16 protein-coding genes are annotated in these 15,122 nt (G+C 62.4%); 13 read left to right on the forward strand and 3 right to left on the reverse strand.

Annotated features, from left to right (window positions below):
- The first annotated feature begins 57 nt into the window (after window positions 1–57).
- Together HH213_RS02870 and HH213_RS02875 are read left to right on the forward strand one after the other, a co-directional pair.
- Window positions 58–687 carry an energy transducer TonB gene (locus tag HH213_RS02870; RefSeq protein WP_169110659.1) on the forward strand — a complete coding sequence of 210 codons (630 nt, stop codon included), beginning with the start codon at window positions 58–60 and terminating at the stop codon, window positions 685–687.
- Between the two features lie 126 nt (window positions 688–813).
- Window positions 814–1,374: an outer membrane beta-barrel protein gene (locus tag HH213_RS02875; protein WP_169110661.1), complete on the forward strand. Its 561-nt coding sequence runs from the start codon at window positions 814–816 to the stop codon at window positions 1,372–1,374.
- A 42-nt stretch (window positions 1,375–1,416) separates the two neighbouring features.
- On the opposite strand, the gene HH213_RS02880 is transcribed toward HH213_RS02875, so the two are convergent.
- Window positions 1,417–2,046, reverse strand: coding sequence for a 4'-phosphopantetheinyl transferase family protein (locus tag HH213_RS02880; protein ID WP_229263262.1), 630 nt, complete (start codon window positions 2,044–2,046; stop codon window positions 1,417–1,419).
- Window positions 2,047–2,319: 273 nt separating this feature from the next.
- Between HH213_RS02880 and HH213_RS02885 the strand changes: the two genes are divergently transcribed.
- The 5 genes from HH213_RS02885 to HH213_RS02905 all read left to right on the forward strand — a co-directional run bounded on the left by HH213_RS02885 (window position 2,320) and on the right by HH213_RS02905 (window position 6,657).
- Window positions 2,320–2,661: a ribonuclease E inhibitor RraB gene (locus HH213_RS02885; RefSeq protein WP_110849163.1), complete on the forward strand. Its 342-nt coding sequence runs from the start codon at window positions 2,320–2,322 to the stop codon at window positions 2,659–2,661.
- Window positions 2,662–2,744: 83 nt separating this feature from the next.
- A complete protein-coding gene (locus HH213_RS02890) occupies window positions 2,745–4,169 on the forward strand; it encodes a sensor histidine kinase (RefSeq protein ID WP_110849164.1) in 1,425 nt (474 codons plus the stop codon).
- The gene (locus HH213_RS02895) at window positions 4,159–4,728 is read left to right on the forward strand and encodes a hypothetical protein (RefSeq protein ID WP_110849165.1); all 570 of its coding nucleotides are present in this window, start codon (window positions 4,159–4,161) and stop codon (window positions 4,726–4,728) included. The genes HH213_RS02890 and HH213_RS02895 overlap by 11 nt, the downstream gene beginning before the upstream one ends.
- Window positions 4,725–6,125 carry a sigma 54-interacting transcriptional regulator gene (locus tag HH213_RS02900; RefSeq protein WP_110849166.1) on the forward strand — a complete coding sequence of 467 codons (1,401 nt, stop codon included), beginning with the start codon at window positions 4,725–4,727 and terminating at the stop codon, window positions 6,123–6,125. Before HH213_RS02895 ends, HH213_RS02900 begins: the two co-directional genes overlap by 4 nt.
- A gap of 199 nt (window positions 6,126–6,324) precedes the next feature.
- On the forward strand, window positions 6,325–6,657 hold the full coding sequence (locus tag HH213_RS02905) for a BON domain-containing protein (protein ID WP_110849167.1): 333 nt from the start codon (window positions 6,325–6,327) through the stop codon (window positions 6,655–6,657).
- Between the two features lie 76 nt (window positions 6,658–6,733).
- Here the strand turns inward: HH213_RS02905 and HH213_RS02910 are convergent, their stop codons facing one another.
- Both HH213_RS02910 and HH213_RS02915 read right to left on the reverse strand, forming a co-directional pair.
- Entirely contained in the window at window positions 6,734–8,056 is a 1,323-nt protein-coding gene (locus HH213_RS02910) for a homoserine dehydrogenase (protein ID WP_169110663.1), read from the reverse strand.
- A gap of 21 nt (window positions 8,057–8,077) precedes the next feature.
- On the reverse strand, window positions 8,078–9,310 hold the full coding sequence (locus HH213_RS02915) for a pyridoxal phosphate-dependent aminotransferase (RefSeq protein WP_161053543.1): 1,233 nt from the start codon (window positions 9,308–9,310) through the stop codon (window positions 8,078–8,080).
- A 198-nt stretch (window positions 9,311–9,508) separates the two neighbouring features.
- Between HH213_RS02915 and HH213_RS02920 the strand changes: the two genes are divergently transcribed.
- The 6 genes from HH213_RS02920 (at window position 9,509) to HH213_RS02945 (ending at window position 15,097) form a co-directional block, all read left to right on the forward strand.
- A complete protein-coding gene (locus tag HH213_RS02920; RefSeq protein WP_110849170.1) occupies window positions 9,509–9,901 on the forward strand; it encodes an Mth938-like domain-containing protein in 393 nt (130 codons plus the stop codon).
- A complete protein-coding gene (locus HH213_RS02925; protein WP_169110665.1) occupies window positions 9,901–11,559 on the forward strand; it encodes a glycosyltransferase family 39 protein in 1,659 nt (552 codons plus the stop codon). Before HH213_RS02920 ends, HH213_RS02925 begins: the two co-directional genes overlap by 1 nt.
- 15 nt (window positions 11,560–11,574) lie before the next feature.
- On the forward strand, window positions 11,575–11,946 hold the full coding sequence (locus HH213_RS02930) for an SMR family transporter (protein WP_110849172.1): 372 nt from the start codon (window positions 11,575–11,577) through the stop codon (window positions 11,944–11,946).
- Window positions 11,947–12,010: 64 nt separating this feature from the next.
- Window positions 12,011–13,150 carry a DegT/DnrJ/EryC1/StrS family aminotransferase gene (locus HH213_RS02935; RefSeq protein WP_169110667.1) on the forward strand — a complete coding sequence of 380 codons (1,140 nt, stop codon included), beginning with the start codon at window positions 12,011–12,013 and terminating at the stop codon, window positions 13,148–13,150.
- Entirely contained in the window at window positions 13,147–14,160 is a 1,014-nt protein-coding gene (locus HH213_RS02940; protein WP_110849174.1) for a glycosyltransferase, read from the forward strand. Before HH213_RS02935 ends, HH213_RS02940 begins: the two co-directional genes overlap by 4 nt.
- Complete coding sequence (locus HH213_RS02945; RefSeq protein WP_169110669.1) at window positions 14,153–15,097, forward strand: formyltransferase; 945 nt, start codon at window positions 14,153–14,155, stop codon at window positions 15,095–15,097. Before HH213_RS02940 ends, HH213_RS02945 begins: the two co-directional genes overlap by 8 nt.
- The last annotated feature ends 25 nt before the right edge of the window (window positions 15,098–15,122 follow it).

Below are 15,122 nucleotides of genomic sequence, written 5' to 3' on the forward strand. Positions count from 1 at the left end.
GCATAGAATAGTATACTTCCAATACATAGCAATTTCACCCACCACAAAGGAGCAACCATGAACCAAAAGAAGAACCTGACCGGCATGAGCACCGTCGTTCTGCTGCACATCGCGCTGTTGGCTGTGTTCCTGCACGGCTCCAAGCTGACGATATTCAAGCCGTCGCCATCGGTGGTCGATCTGGTGCCCACGCTTGATCCACCCAAGCCAAAACCGCTTGATCCGCAGGTGGAACTGCCAAAAATGACGCGGCCGGATATCTTCGTGCCTGAACTCCCCTTCGACGTGCCGGTGCAGTCGCCACCGAACGTCACGGCGCGCGCCATGCCGGATCAGCCACCGGCCCTGCCGCCGATGGGCGGAACCGCCGACACCGGCGTCAAGCCGACGCCGGCCAAATCGGCGCCGGTGATTACGGCGGCCGTGGTCGACGCGCAAGCCTGCACCAAGCCGGATTATCCGAAAAACGCACTGCGCAACGGCGATACCGGCACCGTCCTGCTGGCCTTTCTGATCGGCGTCGACGGCAAGGTGGCCGATTCGCGCATCGAGAAAACCAGCGGCTTCCGCGACCTCGACCGCGCCGCCCAGGCCGGCCTGAGTCTGTGCAAATTCAAGCCCGGCACCGTGGACGGCGTGCCCCAGCAGCTGTGGACAAAAATGCAATACGTCTGGAGCCTGGACTAACGCTACTTGAATCACATTTGCATGATTGAGTATTCTTCCATATAATATTGCCCCAGCGAAACGGAACAACCGCATCACGCAGGTTGTTCCGTTTTGCTTTTCTAGCCACACTTTAGGGAATAGCAAATGAAAAAGAATATCTTGTTCGCACTGATCGCAGCACTGGCTGCCCCACTGGCCGCTCACGCTGAAGGCAACTACTACGTCGGCGGCAACGTCGGCCGCGCCGAGCAGAAAGTGGATCTCGACGGCCTGTCGATCAAAGAACACAAAACCGCGTACAAAGTGTACGGCGGCTACAACTACAGCCAGAACTTCGGCGCCGAAATCGGCTTCGCCGACCTGCGTGAAGTAGAAAAAACCGGCAACGGCGCGCGCATCGCATCGAAACCGCAATCGCTGTACGTGGCTGCCGTGGGCACCCTGCCGCTGAACGAACAGTTCGCGCTGATCGGCAAACTGGGCGTCGCCTACAACCATGTCAAAGTGTCGGCATCGGCGCCAGGCTACTCGGACAGCGCATCGGATAACCGCACCTCGCCATACATCAGCGCCGGCGCAGCGTATGTACTGAACAAAAACGTCAGCTTCGTGGCGGAATACGAGTACTTCGGCAAAGTCGCCAAGGACGGCGACGCCAGCATCAAAGCCAACCTGGTATCGGTTGGCGTGCGTTATGCGTTCTAAGCTTTAGCGCTTAAACAAAAAGCCGGCATGCGCCGGCTTTTTTCATTCAAGCGTAACGAGTTCTATCATCGGCGCCTTGCCCAGCGGCTGCTCGCTGCACAGCACCACCGACAATTCGGCATGCGGCAGCACGACAGCGTGTCCGCCGGCCGCCACGCCCAACTTGAAGCGGGCTTCCTTCTCGCTCCACAAACGGTAAAAGCCTTCGACCCGTTCATCATCGGGTAAGCCTTGCAGACGCTCCCACCGCAGCATCTCGCCGCTGTCGAACGCTTGCGCAGCCAGCGCGTTCAGGTCGCGCGCCGCATCCTTCATCTCGATATCCAGTCCCAGCGCAGTTTGCGCACTGACCGCACACGCCACCCAGCGGCCGCTGTGCGAAATGCTGAAACCCGGCGCTACACCCTTGATTGCCGGCGCCACCATGCGCGGCGCCTTGCCAACCTGCTCGTCGAGACGGATCTCCTGCGGCGTCACGCCCAGCAAGCGCGCCAGCATCATCCGCAACAGCACGCGGCCGACGATGAACTGGCGCTGCCGCTGCGCGCGCACGAAGCGCTGATGACGCGCCATCTCGTCCGCCGACAGCCAGCCACGCCAGCGCTGCAAATCAGCATCCGCCACCGCATCCGCGTCGACCATCCAGAGTGTAGCCTTCGTCATCTTGAACATTGCCAGAATCAAAAGGGCATTATAAACGAGGGCCATTCGCGCCGCCGGCGGCACGCTGCGGTCGAAGTCGATATGTGGGAGCTGTCGCATGGACTCTGACGCGCCGGAATTTCGGGCTAAAGCCAGCCCTCATCGCGCAAATGAATGAAGTATTCGCGCGCTTCACCGAGGTTGGGCAAGTTATACTGTAAGGCTCGCGGCCCGCAGGCAATTTCAAGCGCGGGCCGCTATTGACCTATGCCGATTTTTGCCGGCGCAGCAACAAGGAATAACATGATTACCAAAGAAGAAATGGTCGCGCTGTTCGACGACATGAAACAAAACGCCCCATGGGATCTTAGCAAGCCGCTGTTGTGGGGCTACTTCTTCGCCGACGCCGACAAGGCCAAGCTGGAAACCGCGCAGGCGCTGCTGAAAGCCAAGGGCTACCAGGTGGTCGGCATCTACGACTCCAAACCGGAGGGCGACAGCCCGGCGCTGTGGTGGCTGCATATCGAAAAAGTCGAGAAGCACACGGTCGACACGCTGCACGCCCGCAACCAGGAATTCTACAAGTTCGCCGAAGAACAGCAGCTGGAATCTTACGACGGCATGGACGTCGGCCCGGCTTCCTGACCCGCCGCAAGCGCCCAATCGAACAGGCTATCGCGGCTGTTTGGCCTTATTATTTCTTTAATATAGCCACTCTTTAACCCGCGATGCTCTCGAAACTCTCGTTTCGCCAGCTGCTGCTGGGTGTCTTTTTGCTGATTGCCGTGTTGTTGAGCGCCGCCTCGCTGCACGCTTTGTGGACGCTGGACCGCCTGGCGGCCCACAGCCGCGACAGCGGACACCACGCGCTGGCGCTCACTGAAAATACCCAACAGTTGGCCGAACGCAGCGTCGCCATGACGCGCAGCGCCCGCCAGTACCTGGTGCTGGACGATCCCGCCTTCCGCAAACGCTACGCCGACGCCTGGCGCGACGCCCGCCTGTCGCTCGACGCGGTGGCGGCCGCCCTGCCGAACGCGCCCGAAGCGCTGTTCCAGCGCTGGCGCCAGGCCAGCGAACAGGCGTGGGATATCCTGCAAATGCCATCCCGCTCGCGCAACAGCGCGCGCCAGCAGGCACTGGAAAAAGCGCTCGATCCGCTGCCCACCATCAACGAGCAACTGGCCGAGGAAGTCAAACAGGAAGTCGAACGCCGCAACGCCGAGCTGTTGGCCGAACTCGACCAACGGCGCGCCGTGCTGAAGGCGCAAGTGATCGGCTCCATCCTGCTGGCCGCGCTGCTGGCGTCCGGCTTCGGCCTGTGGCTGTCGCGGCCACTGGCGCAGATCGAGCAGGCCATCGACACGCTCGGCGAAAGCCGCTACGACCAGACGGTGGTGGTGCGCGGCCCCAGCGACCTGCAACGCGTGGGCCAGCAGCTGAACTGGCTGCGTCAGCGCCTGGCCGACCTGGAAGCCGACAAGGCGCGCTTCCTGCGACACATCTCGCACGAACTGAAAACGCCGCTGGCGGCGCTGCGCGAAGGCGTGGCGTTGCTGGAAGACGGCGTGGCCGGCGCGCTGTCGCCCAACCAGCGCGAGATCGCCGGCATCCTCAACCAGAACACCGCCGCGCTGCAATCGCAGATCGAAGCGCTGCTGCGCTACAACACCGCCACCTTCGACGCCCAGCACCTGCACCGTCAGCCGGCCGACATGGGCGACCTGCTGGCGCACGCCATCGATAGCCAGCGGCTGCAATGGCAGGCCATGCGCCTGACCGTGGCCACCGAAGGCAAGGCGCGCAGCATCGCCATCGATACCGACAAGATGGCGATTGCAGTCGGCAACCTGCTGTCGAACGCCGTGCGTTTCAGCCCGCCGGACGGCCTGATCTCCTTCCGCCTGGGCGAACTGGACGGCATGCTGCTGCTCGATTGCCGCGACCAGGGGCCGGGCGTGGCGCCGGACGACGCCGCCCATATCTTCGAACCGTTTTACCAGGGACAGCGCCAGCCGCCCGGCGCCCGCCGCGGCAATGGCATCGGACTGTCCATCGTGCATGAATACGTGGCCGCGCATGGCGGCCTTCTCAAACTGATGCCCTCGCAACGAGGCGCCCACTTCCGCATTGAATTGCCCTATGAATCCTAAGCTCCCCCTGATCCTGACCGTGCTGGCCTGCCTGTCGCTGGCCGCCTGCACGCTCAACTCGCCGCTGCCGGCCGAACCGCCGCCGGCGCCAACGCCCCCACCGGTGATCGAACTGGTGGCGCCGCCATTGCCGCCGCCGGACGAGGTCGGCCCGCTGCTCAGCTACCACCAGTCGCTGCGGCGCATGAGCCAGGGCGAGCTGGTCAAGGAACTGAGCGGCCTCGGCCTGCAACAGCGCAGTCCGCGCGTAGCAATCCAGATGGGCATGGCGCTGATGCTAACGCGCGGCAATGGCGACCTGGCCCGCGCGCAGGCGCTGCTCGACAGCGTGGCCACCGCGGCCGATGTGGACGCCGCGCCGTTGCGGCCGCTGGCGCAACTGTTGTCCAGCAACTGCGCCGAAGCCCGCCGCCTGTACGACCACGTCGACAAGCTGGCCACGCAGCAAAAAGAAAACCAGCGCCGCATCGATCAGTTGAGCGACATGCTGGAAGGCCTGAAAACCATCGAACGTACACTGCCGGTCCGCCCGGCGCCAGGACCACAGGTGACCAAATGACGACGACTCAAGGCCAGGGCGCCCACCTGCTGCTGGTGGATGACGACGACGACCTGCTGCGCCTGCTCTCGATGCGGCTAACCGCCAACGGCTACCGCGTCACCGCCGTCGGCAGCGCCGAAGCGGCCGTGACGCGGCTGTCGATGGAGCTGCCTCGTCTGGTCATCAGCGACATCCGCCTGCCCGACCGCGACGGCATGTGGCTGTTCCAGGAAATCCGCCGCAGCTACCCGGCGCTGCCGGTGATCCTGCTGACCGCACACGGCACCATTCCCGATGCGGTGGAAGCCACCACACTGGGCGCCTACGCCTACCTGACCAAGCCGTTCGACGCCAAGCTGCTGCTGGAGCGCATCGCCCAGGCGCTCAGCCTGTCGGCGCCGGCCGCCAGCGCCACTGAAGCCGGCGAGGACTGGCGCGCCGCCATCATCAGCCGCAGCCAGTGCATGGACGAGCTGCTGGCCGAAGCCCGGCTGGTGGCGGCCTCCGACGCCAGCGTGCTGATACGCGGCGAAAGCGGCACCGGCAAGGAGTTGCTGGCGCAAGCCATTCACCGCGCCAGCCGGCGCGCCAAGGCGCCGTTCATCGCCGTCAACTGCGGCGCGATCCCGGAAGCGCTGCTGGAATCGGAACTGTTCGGCCACGTCAAGGGCGCCTATACCGGCGCCGTCGCCGCGCGCGAGGGTCTGCTGCAGGCGGCCGACGGCGGCACCCTGTTCCTCGACGAGATCGGCGACATGCCGCTGCTGCTGCAAGTTAAACTGCTGCGGGTGTTGCAGGAGCGCGTGGTGCGCCAGCTGGGTTCGGACGTGGCCAAGCCGGTCGATGTGCGTATCCTGTCGGCCACCCACCGCGATCTGGATGTCGCCATGCGCGAAGGCCAGTTCCGCGAGGATCTCTATTACCGCCTCAACGTCATCGCCCTGACCTTGCCGCCGCTGGCGCAACGGCGTGAGGACGTGGCGCCGATGGCCAACCAGTTCCTGCAAACGCTGGCCGCCAAATACGGCAAGACGGTGCGCGGCTTTGCGCCGGACGCGCTGGAGGCGCTGACCATGTCGTCCTGGCCCGGCAATGTGCGGCAGTTATATAACGTGGTCGAGCACGTTTGCGCGCTGGCGACGGCGCCGCTGGTGCCCTTGTCGCTAGTGCAACGGGCGCTGCGGGTGCCGTCGCTGGAGGTGCTGAGCTACACCGAGGCGCGCCTGCGATTCGAGCGCAATTACCTGGTCCAGCTGTTGAAACTGGCCGACGGCAACGTCGCCGACGCCGCCCGCCTGGCCGAGCGCAACCGCACGGAATTCTACCGTCTGCTGCAGAAACACAATCTGGACGCTAGCCTGTTCCGCAGCGATGTCGCCGAAGAGCGACAAGACGAATCGCTTAAAAATCAATGACTTAAGTAATGGCGACGCAACGTCGTCGCTATTTCCCGACAAATTTGGACACATAATCCATATTGTCATAGTTCCACGAGGGAACAATATAGCTAAGCCATTGAATTCAAATAGAAAATCAGAGCTGGCACGGGGTTTGCAAAGGAGTTGGCTAACGTCACTGACGTCTTATCCTCAAACTCGATAAAGGAAGCAAATCATGATGACCAACAAACTGATCGCCCGCCTGCTGGTAGCCACCGCTCTGACCGCCGCCGCCGCAACCGGAACCGCCTTCGCCGCTGGCCAACAGGATGGAGCACTGGCTGGCGCCGCGAAAGCCGGCACCGCCACCAATGACGAGGCCATCACCAGCAAGATCAAGGCTTCGCTGGCAGATCAAAAGCAAATCGGCGTGACCACCGCAGACGGCGTGGTCACCCTGTCGGGTAGCGTTGCCAGCACCGATGTTGGCACCAAGGCCATCCAGGTCGCATCGGCCGTACCAGGCGTGAAGGAAGTAAAAAGCGAGCTGACTGTCGCTTCGAAGTAAAGATGTAGCCGGCTTTAAACTGTAGAGAGAACCCTTTGCCGGTCAGCGTGCGTAGACGCTGACCGGATTTTTTTATTCAGCTCAGGTTTTCCAGACGGATCTTGGTGACGCTGCCGCCCACCGTCGACAAGGCTTCCATCTTGGCAATCGCCGCCGTCACATGCTTTTCCTGCGTCTGGTGCGTCAGGAAAATGATATCGGTGCGGGTCTCGCCTTCCGCCGGCTCTTTTTGCAGCATGGCGTCGATCGAAATGCCGCCATCGGCCAGAATCCGCGTCAGGTCGGCCAGCACGCCCGGCTCATCGCTCACATCCATGCGCAGGTAGTAGCTGGTGGTCACTTCCGACATCGGCAGAATCTCGATATTGGTCATGGCGTTCGGCTGGAACGCCAGATGCGGCACGCGGTGCTCCGGATCGGCCGTGGCCAGGCGGGTGATGTCCACCAGGTCGGCGATCACCGCCGAGGCGGTCGGCTCCGAACCGGCGCCCTTGCCGTAGTACAGCGTCGCGCCGACGGCGTCGCCCTGCACCAGCACCGCATTCATCGCGCCTTCCACATTGGCGATCAAACGCTTGGATGGAATCAGGGTCGGGTGCACGCGCAGCTCCACGCCTTCCTTGCCGTTGACCTTGGCGCGCTTGGCGATGCCCAGCAGCTTGATGCGGTAACCCAGTTGCTCGGCGTAGCGGATGTCGATAGCGTTCAGCTTGGAAATGCCTTCCACGTGCGCCTTGTCGAACTGCACCGGAATGCCGAAGGCAATCGCCGACATGATGGTGGCCTTGTGCGCCGCATCCACGCCTTCGATGTCGAAGGTCGGGTCGGCTTCCGCATAACCCAGTTCCTGCGCCTGCTTCAGCACGGTGGCGAAGTCCAGGCCCTTGTCCCGCATTTCGGACAGGATGAAGTTGGTGGTGCCGTTGATGATGCCGGCTAGCCAGTCGATGCGGTTGGCGGTCAGGCCTTCGCGCAGCGCCTTGATGATCGGGATGCCGCCCGCCACGGCCGCTTCAAACGCCACCATGACGCCCTTGGCTTGCGCGGCGGCGAAAATCTCGTTGCCGTGCACGGCCAGCAGCGCCTTGTTGGCGGTGACCACGTGCTTGCCGTTTTCAATCGCCTTGAGCACCAGCTCGCGCGCCTGGTCGTAGCCGCCGATCAGTTCGACGACGATGTCGATTTCCGGATCGTTGACGATGTCGAACGGGCTGGCCACGACGTTGACCTTGCCGCCGGTACGGGTTTTGGCGCGTTCCAGATTGCGTGCCGACACGGCCACGATCTCGATGCTGCGGCCGGCGCGGCGGCGGATTTCTTCCTGATTGCGCTCCAGCACGTCGAACGTGCCACCGCCGACATTGCCGACGCCTAATAAACCTACTTTGATTGGTTTCATATGTGTTTCCAGAGATCTGACTTAGAAGCTGGCGCCGTGGCGCTTGCGGTAGCTTTCCATGAACTTGGCCATGCGGCCGAAGGCTTCCACCATATCGTCCGAGTTCGGCAGGAACACGACGCGGAAGTGATCCGGCGCGATCCAGTTAAAGCCGCTGCCCTGGACGATCAGCACTTTCGTTTCGGCCAGCAGCTCGTAGGCGAACTGCTGGTCATCCGCGATCGGATAGATCTTCGGATCGAGGCGCGGGAACATATACAGCGCCGCTTTCGGCTTGACACAAGTGACGCCCGGTATCTCGGTCAGCAGCTTGTAGGCCAGATCGCGTTGCTTCAACAGGCGCCCGCCCGGGCCCACCAGATCGTCGATGGACTGGTAGCCGCCGAGCGCAGTCTGGATCGCAAACTGCCCCGGAGCGTTGGCGCACAAGCGCATCGAGGCCAGCATGTTCAGGCCTTCGATATAATCTTTTGCGTGCGACTTTTCGCCCGACACCACCATCCAGCCGGAGCGGTAGCCGCAGGCGCGGTAATTCTTCGACAGGCCGTTGAAGGTCACGAACAGCAGGTCGTCCGCCAGCGAGGCGATCGACACGTGCTCGGCGCCGTCGTACAGCACCTTGTCGTAGATTTCATCGGCGTAAATAATCAGGTCGTGCTGGCGCGCCAGTTCGATGATCTGCAACAGCAGCTCGACCGGGTACAGCGCGCCGGTCGGATTGTTGGGGTTGATGACGACAATGGCGCGCGTGTTCGGCGTGATCTTGCGGCGCATGTCCTCGATGTCCGGATACCACTCCTGCTGCTCATCGCACACATAGTGCACCGGCGTGCCGCCCGACAGCGAGACCGCCGCCGTCCATAGCGGATAGTCCGGGGCCGGCACCAGCACCTCGTCGCCGTTGTTCAGCAGCGCGTTCATCGACATCACGATCAGCTCGGACGCGCCGTTGCCCAGGTAGATATCGTCAATGCTGACGCCGGCGATATTCTTGCCCTGGGTGTAGTGCATCACCGCCTTGCGCGGCGCAAACATGCCCTTGGAATCGGTATAGCCAGCCGCATTCGACAGGTTGATCTTCATATCCTGCACGATCTCGTCCGGCGGATCAAAGCCGAACACGGCGAGGTTGCCGATATTCAACTTGGTGATCTTATGGCCTTCCTCTTCCATTTGCCGGGCTTTTTCCGGCACCGGGCCGCGGATCTCGTAGCAGACTTCCGCCAGTTTGTTCGATTTTTGAATCGGTCGCAAAATAAAATCCTGTTTATGTGAGGCAAACTTCCATGACCTGCCAAAAATACCGGTGGCGGCCCATGCTGCAATGCAAAGAGGACCATTCTGCCGAAAGGGCCGATTTAATCAACCTTTCAGGCCGGACGCCCCTTGAAAACGCTACAATGACAACTTCTTTTGCGCTTTATACACCCGATTCCATCCACGATTTCCGACATGAAGCTCCACCAAAGCGATACCCAAAAATACCAGACCGTTACCGGCTACGACGAAACCGGCGTCGAAATCAACGCTGAGCGCTACAACTACAGCCTGATCGTGCTGCCGGAAGTGGCGCCGCGCGCCTGGAACGCGCCGACCTTCGAGTCGATCACCGCCGAACATTTCGACCTGATCGGCGCCGAGAATCCGGACGTGGTGATCCTCGGCACCGGCGCCCGCCAGCGCTTCATCCATCCCAAGCTGACCGCCGCGCTGACGCTGCGCCGCATCGGCGTCGAGTGCATGGACAGCCAGGCCGCCTGCCGCACCTACAACATCCTGATGGGCGAAGGCCGCAAGGTCGCGCTGGCCCTGATCATCGACGCCAACGAGGGCAAAAGCGCCTGATGAACGACCTCTACAATTCGAAGAAAGTCGTATGGGGACTGCTGGCCGCGTTCGTCATCGTCTGGCTGTACGTGCTGGGCGTGCGCACGCTGGTGCCGCCCGATGAAGGCCGCTACGCTGAAATGGCGCGCGAAATGTGGGCCACCGGCGACTGGATCACCACTCGCCTGAACGGCATCAAGTATTTCGAAAAGCCGCCGCTGCAAACCTGGATGAACGCAGTCTCGTTCGGCCTGTTCGGCCTGGGCGAGTGGCAAGCACGCCTGTGGACCGGGCTGTGCGGCCTGGGCGGCGTGCTGCTCACCAGCTACACCGCCAACCGCCTGTTCGGCCAGCGCACCGGCTTCTACGCCGCACTGGCGCTGGGTTCGACGCTGTACTGGGTCGCAGGCGGCCAGATCGATTCGCTGGACATGGGCCTGTCGGGCATGATGACCGTCGCCCTGTGCAGTCTGCTGATCGCCCAGCGTGACACCGCTACGCCCGCCGAGCAGCGCAACTGGATGCTGCTGTGCTGGGCCGGCATGGCGCTGGCGGTGTTAGCCAAGGGCTTGATCGGCGTGGTGTTGCCGGGCGCGGTGCTGGTGCTGTACACCCTGCTGTCGCGCGACCTGGCCATCTGGACCCGCCTGCACCTGGGCAAAGGACTGCTGCTGTTCTTTGCCATCGCCACGCCATGGTTTGTGCTGGTGGCGCTGAAGAATCCGGAACAGCCGCACTTCTTCTTCATCCACGAACACTGGGAACGATTCTTCCTCAAGACCCACCACCGCGAAGGCGCCTGGTACTACTTCCTGCTGCTGCTGATTCCCGGCGTGATGCCATGGTTCGGCCTGCTGCCGCAGGCGCTGGTGCAGGGCGTCAAGCGGGCGCCGGGGGTGTTCCAGCCCAAGCTGCTGCTGGTGCTCTGGGCCGTGTTCATCACCTTTTTCTTCAGCTACTCCAGCTCCAAGCTGCCGGGTTACATCCTGCCGGTGTTTCCGGCGCTGGCCATCCTGATCGCCAGCTACCTGGAAAGCGCCTCGCGCATGAACCGCATGCTGGCCGCCGGCCTGCTGCTGCTGCTCGGCGTGGCCGGCCTGGCGGCGCTGCCGCACTGGATCGGCTCGGCGCCGCGACATCCGGACGAACGCGCGCTGCTGGAAGCCTACCAGCCCTGGGTGCTGAGCGCCGCCATCGTCGCCGCCGCCGGCGGCGCGCTGGCGATCTTCCACGCGCGCCAGCTGCGCCGCGACCTGACGGTGCTGACGCTGGCCATCGCCGGTTTTGTGTCGGTGCAGCTGATCCTGACCGGCTTTGAGCCGTACGGCAACCTGCGCGCCGGCAAGCAGCTGGCGCTGAAGATGTTGCCCGAGCTGCAAGCGGACACCAAGATCTATTCGGTATCTACCTACGAACAATCGATGACCTTCTACCTGCGCCGCACGGTGATCCTGGTCAACTACTGGGATGAATTCACCTTCGGCCTGCAGCAACAGCCGGAGCTGTCGATTCCGACGGTGGACGGCTTTATCGCCCGCTGGCAGGAGCATACGGCGCAAAAGGTCAAGGCCATGGCCATCGTCAGCGACGATGCCTATCGTGAACTGAAAACCAAGGGCGTAACCATGCGCGTGATCGCGGAAGACAGCCGCCGGCTGGTCATTACCAATCTGTAATGAATAAAACCATAAATGAATATTGCAACGTTTAGCTTCATCATCGTCGGCGTGCTGCTGAATGCAGTGGCACAACTGCTGCTCAAGGCCGGCGCCCGCAACGTCGGCGAAATCCACCTGACGCTGAGCAATCTGTTCAGTGTCGGCTGGCGCGTCGCCACCCAGTTGCCCATCATTGGCGGGCTTACTTGCTACGTGTTGTCGGTGGTGCTGTGGATTATTGCGCTGTCGCGCGTCGACGTTTCCGTCGCTTATCCGATGTTGTCTTTAGGCTATGTGGTCACCGCCGTCGGCGCCTGGTACCTGTTTGGCGAAGCGCTGTCGGTACAGCGCCTGCTTGCCATTTTCGTCATCCTGGTCGGGGTGGCGTGGCTGGCGCGCACCTGACGAACAATTTAGAATGGCGGCCAGACGTCATAGATAAAAATAGATTAAGAGAGCAAACCACCTCATGAGTGCTGATCAGCCCTTCCTGCCTTTTTCCAAGCCTACGATCGACGAGGCCACCATTACCGCCGTGGGCGAAGTCCTGCGCTCGGGCTGGATCACCAGCGGCCCCAAAGTGGCGGCGTTCGAAGCCCAGATGTCCGAGTACTTCGGCGGCCGTCCGGTGCGCACCTTCAATTCCGGCACCTGCACGATGGAAATCGCCTTGCGCATCGCCGGCATCGGTCCTGGCGATGAAGTGATCACCACGCCGATTTCGTGGGTGGCTACCGCCAACGTCATCATCGAAGTCGGCGCCACCCCGGTGTTTGCCGACATCGACCCGATCACCCGCAATATCGACCTCGACAAAGTCGAAGCCGCGATCACGCCGCGTACCAAGGCCATTATTCCGGTCTACCTGTCCGGCCTGCCGGTCGATATGGACCGCCTGTACGCCATCGCGAAAAAGCACAATCTGCGCGTGGTGGAAGATGCGGCGCAAGCCTTCGGCGCCGAGTGGAAAGGCAAGCGCATCGGTTCGTTCGGCGACTTCGTCTCGTTCAGCTTCCAGGCCAACAAGAACCTGACCACTGGTGAAGGCGGCGCGCTGGTACTAAACAATCTGGAAGAAGCCAAACTGGCCGACAAGTACCGCCTGCAAGGCGTGACCCGCAGTGGCGTTGACGGCATCGATGTCGATGTGCTCGGCGGCAAATACAATATGAGCGACATCATGGCCGCCATCGGCCTGGGCCAGTTCGCCAATATCGAGCAGATCACCGCCCACCGCCGCGCATTGGCGCGCCGCTATTACGAGGCGTTTGGTCCGGAGTTTGAAGCGCAGTCCGGCGCCCAGCTGCCGCTGCAAGCGTTCGATTCCAGCAATTACCACCTGTTCCAGATCATCCTGCCGGACAACGGCCCGAGCACGCGCGCCGATTTCATGACCGCCATGAAGGACCGCTTCAACGTCGGCACCGGCTACCACTATTCGCCGATCCATTTGTTCAGCCTGTACCGCGAACGCGGCTTCAAGGAAGGCATGTTCCCGGTTTCCGAAAAACTTGGCTACCTGACCGTGACGCTGCCGATGTTCTACGCCATGACCTTTGCCGATGTCGATCGCGCCGTCGCAGCCGTGAAAGCGATCCTGATCAAATGACCGTCTCCCTGACCAAACCGGAAATCTCCGTCGTCATTCCGATCTACAACGAACAAGCCGGCCTGGCCGCCCTGTTCGCGCGCCTGTACCCGGCGCTCGACAAGCTGGGCGCCAGCTACGAAATCGTGTTCGTCAACGACGGCAGTCGCGACAACTCGGTGTCGATCCTGGCCGAGCAATTCCGCCAGCGTCCGGACGTGACCCGCGTGGTGCTGTTCAACGGCAACTACGGCCAGCACATGGCCATCCTGGCCGGCTTTGAAGCGTCGCGTGGCGAGATCATGGTGACGCTGGACGCCGACCTGCAAAATCCGCCGGAAGAAATCGGCAACCTGGTGGCCAAGATGCGCGAAGGTTACGACTACGTCGGCTCGATCCGTCGCAAGCGACAGGACTCGGCATGGCGCACCTACGCATCCAAGGCCATGAACCGCCTGCGCGAACGCATCACCAACATCAAGATCACTGACCAGGGCAATATGCTGCGCGCCTACGGCCGCAACATTGTCGACCTGATGAACCAGTGCGCGGAAGTGAATACCTTCGTGCCGGCGCTGGCCTACCGCTTCGCCCGCAACCCGACCGAAATCGTGGTCGAGCACGAAGAGCGCTCGGCCGGCGAGTCGAAATACTCGCTGTACAGCCTGATCCGCCTGAACTTCGACCTGGTCACCGGCTTTTCGCTGATCCCGCTGCAGTTCTACTCGATGATGGGCATGCTGATGTCGCTGCTGTCGGCGCTGCTCGTCGTGGTGCTGGTGGCGCGCCGCCTGTTCCTCGGCGCGGAAGCGGAAGGCGTGTTCACGCTGTTTGCCATCACCTTCTTCTTCATGGGCATCATCCTGTTCGGCATCGGTTTGCTGGGCGAATATGTCGGCCGCATCTTCCAGCAGGTGCGGGCCCGTCCGCGCTATGTGGTGCAGACCATCCTGCAACAGCGCGACGACAACGGCCAGCCGCTGCCGCCGCCCGGCGTCGAGAAACGCACCGTGGGCCGTCACCATGAGTGACCTGGAACCGCGCAAGCGCGCCGTCGTCTTCGGCTATCACAATGTCGGCGTGCGCTGCCTGAAAGTGCTGCTGGCCGGCGGCGTGGACGTCGCGCTGGTGGTCACGCACGAGGACAGCGCCAGCGAAAACATCTGGTTCGAATCGGTGATTTCGCTGTGCCAGACCGAAGGTATTCCCTACATCACGCCGGCCGACGCCAAGTCGCCCGAGCTGCTGGAACAGGTCAAGGCCGCCAAGCCGGACCTGATGTTCAGCTTCTACTACCGCAACATGCTGCCGGCCGAACTGCTGGCGGTGGCGCCCGCGTTCAATATGCACGGCTCGCTGTTGCCGGAATACCGCGGCCGCGCGCCGGTCAACTGGGCGGTGCTGCACGGCGCCACCGTCACCGGCGCCACGTTGCACGAAATGACCGTCAAGCCAGACGCCGGCGCCATCGTCGCGCAGATGGAAGTACCAATCCTGCCGGACGACACCGCGCACGAAGTGTTCGGCAAGGTGCAGGTCGCGGCCGAGCAGGCGCTGTGGCGCGTGTTGCCGTCGCTGCTGGACGGCACCGCGCCGCGCCTGCACAACGACCTGAGCAAGGGCGGCTACTTCGGCGGACGCAAGCCGGAAGACGGCCGCATCGACTGGTTCTGGCCAGCCCAGCACGTCTACAACCTGCACCGCGCGGTGGCGCCGCCCTATCCGGGCGCCTTTACCGATATCGACGGTGTACGCTACGTCATCCAGCGCGCCCGGATTACCGGCACTGGACATGGCAACTTTGGCAATGTTGTCTCCCTCAGTTTGCCACCGGGCTTGACAGTAGTAGATAATTGCATCTTTGGCGTTTGCGGCGATGGCCGCATGCTGACGATTTCCGCATTGACCGCCGATGGTGAACCGATCACGGCGGAGCAGCTCGATATTCGCCTGGCCGCGCGCACTTAAGCGGCGGCAGCACTAAACATTACCT

The organism is Duganella dendranthematis, from assembly GCF_012849375.1.
In the GTDB taxonomy this organism is placed as follows: domain Bacteria; phylum Pseudomonadota; class Gammaproteobacteria; order Burkholderiales; family Burkholderiaceae_D; genus Rugamonas; species Rugamonas dendranthematis.

What these genes read in the sequence shown, in the direction of transcription:
- HH213_RS02870 (WP_169110659.1), top strand. Translation starts at nt 58, where the DNA reads ATGAACCAAAAGAAGAACCTGACCGGCATGAGCACCGTCGTTCTGCTG.
- HH213_RS02875 (WP_169110661.1), top strand. Translation starts at nt 814, where the DNA reads ATGAAAAAGAATATCTTGTTCGCACTGATCGCAGCACTGGCTGCCCCA.
- HH213_RS02880 (WP_229263262.1), bottom strand. Translation starts at nt 2,046, where the DNA reads ATGTTCAAGATGACGAAGGCTACACTCTGGATGGTCGACGCGGATGCG.
- HH213_RS02885 (WP_110849163.1), top strand. Translation starts at nt 2,320, where the DNA reads ATGATTACCAAAGAAGAAATGGTCGCGCTGTTCGACGACATGAAACAA.
- HH213_RS02890 (WP_110849164.1), top strand. Translation starts at nt 2,745, where the DNA reads ATGCTCTCGAAACTCTCGTTTCGCCAGCTGCTGCTGGGTGTCTTTTTG.
- HH213_RS02895 (WP_110849165.1), top strand. Translation starts at nt 4,159, where the DNA reads ATGAATCCTAAGCTCCCCCTGATCCTGACCGTGCTGGCCTGCCTGTCG.
- HH213_RS02900 (WP_110849166.1), top strand. Translation starts at nt 4,725, where the DNA reads ATGACGACGACTCAAGGCCAGGGCGCCCACCTGCTGCTGGTGGATGAC.
- HH213_RS02905 (WP_110849167.1), top strand. Translation starts at nt 6,325, where the DNA reads ATGATGACCAACAAACTGATCGCCCGCCTGCTGGTAGCCACCGCTCTG.
- HH213_RS02910 (WP_169110663.1), bottom strand. Translation starts at nt 8,056, where the DNA reads ATGAAACCAATCAAAGTAGGTTTATTAGGCGTCGGCAATGTCGGCGGT.
- HH213_RS02920 (WP_110849170.1), top strand. Translation starts at nt 9,509, where the DNA reads ATGAAGCTCCACCAAAGCGATACCCAAAAATACCAGACCGTTACCGGC.
- HH213_RS02925 (WP_169110665.1), top strand. Translation starts at nt 9,901, where the DNA reads ATGAACGACCTCTACAATTCGAAGAAAGTCGTATGGGGACTGCTGGCC.
- HH213_RS02930 (WP_110849172.1), top strand. Translation starts at nt 11,575, where the DNA reads ATGAATATTGCAACGTTTAGCTTCATCATCGTCGGCGTGCTGCTGAAT.
- HH213_RS02935 (WP_169110667.1), top strand. Translation starts at nt 12,011, where the DNA reads ATGAGTGCTGATCAGCCCTTCCTGCCTTTTTCCAAGCCTACGATCGAC.
- HH213_RS02940 (WP_110849174.1), top strand. Translation starts at nt 13,147, where the DNA reads ATGACCGTCTCCCTGACCAAACCGGAAATCTCCGTCGTCATTCCGATC.
- HH213_RS02945 (WP_169110669.1), top strand. Translation starts at nt 14,153, where the DNA reads ATGAGTGACCTGGAACCGCGCAAGCGCGCCGTCGTCTTCGGCTATCAC.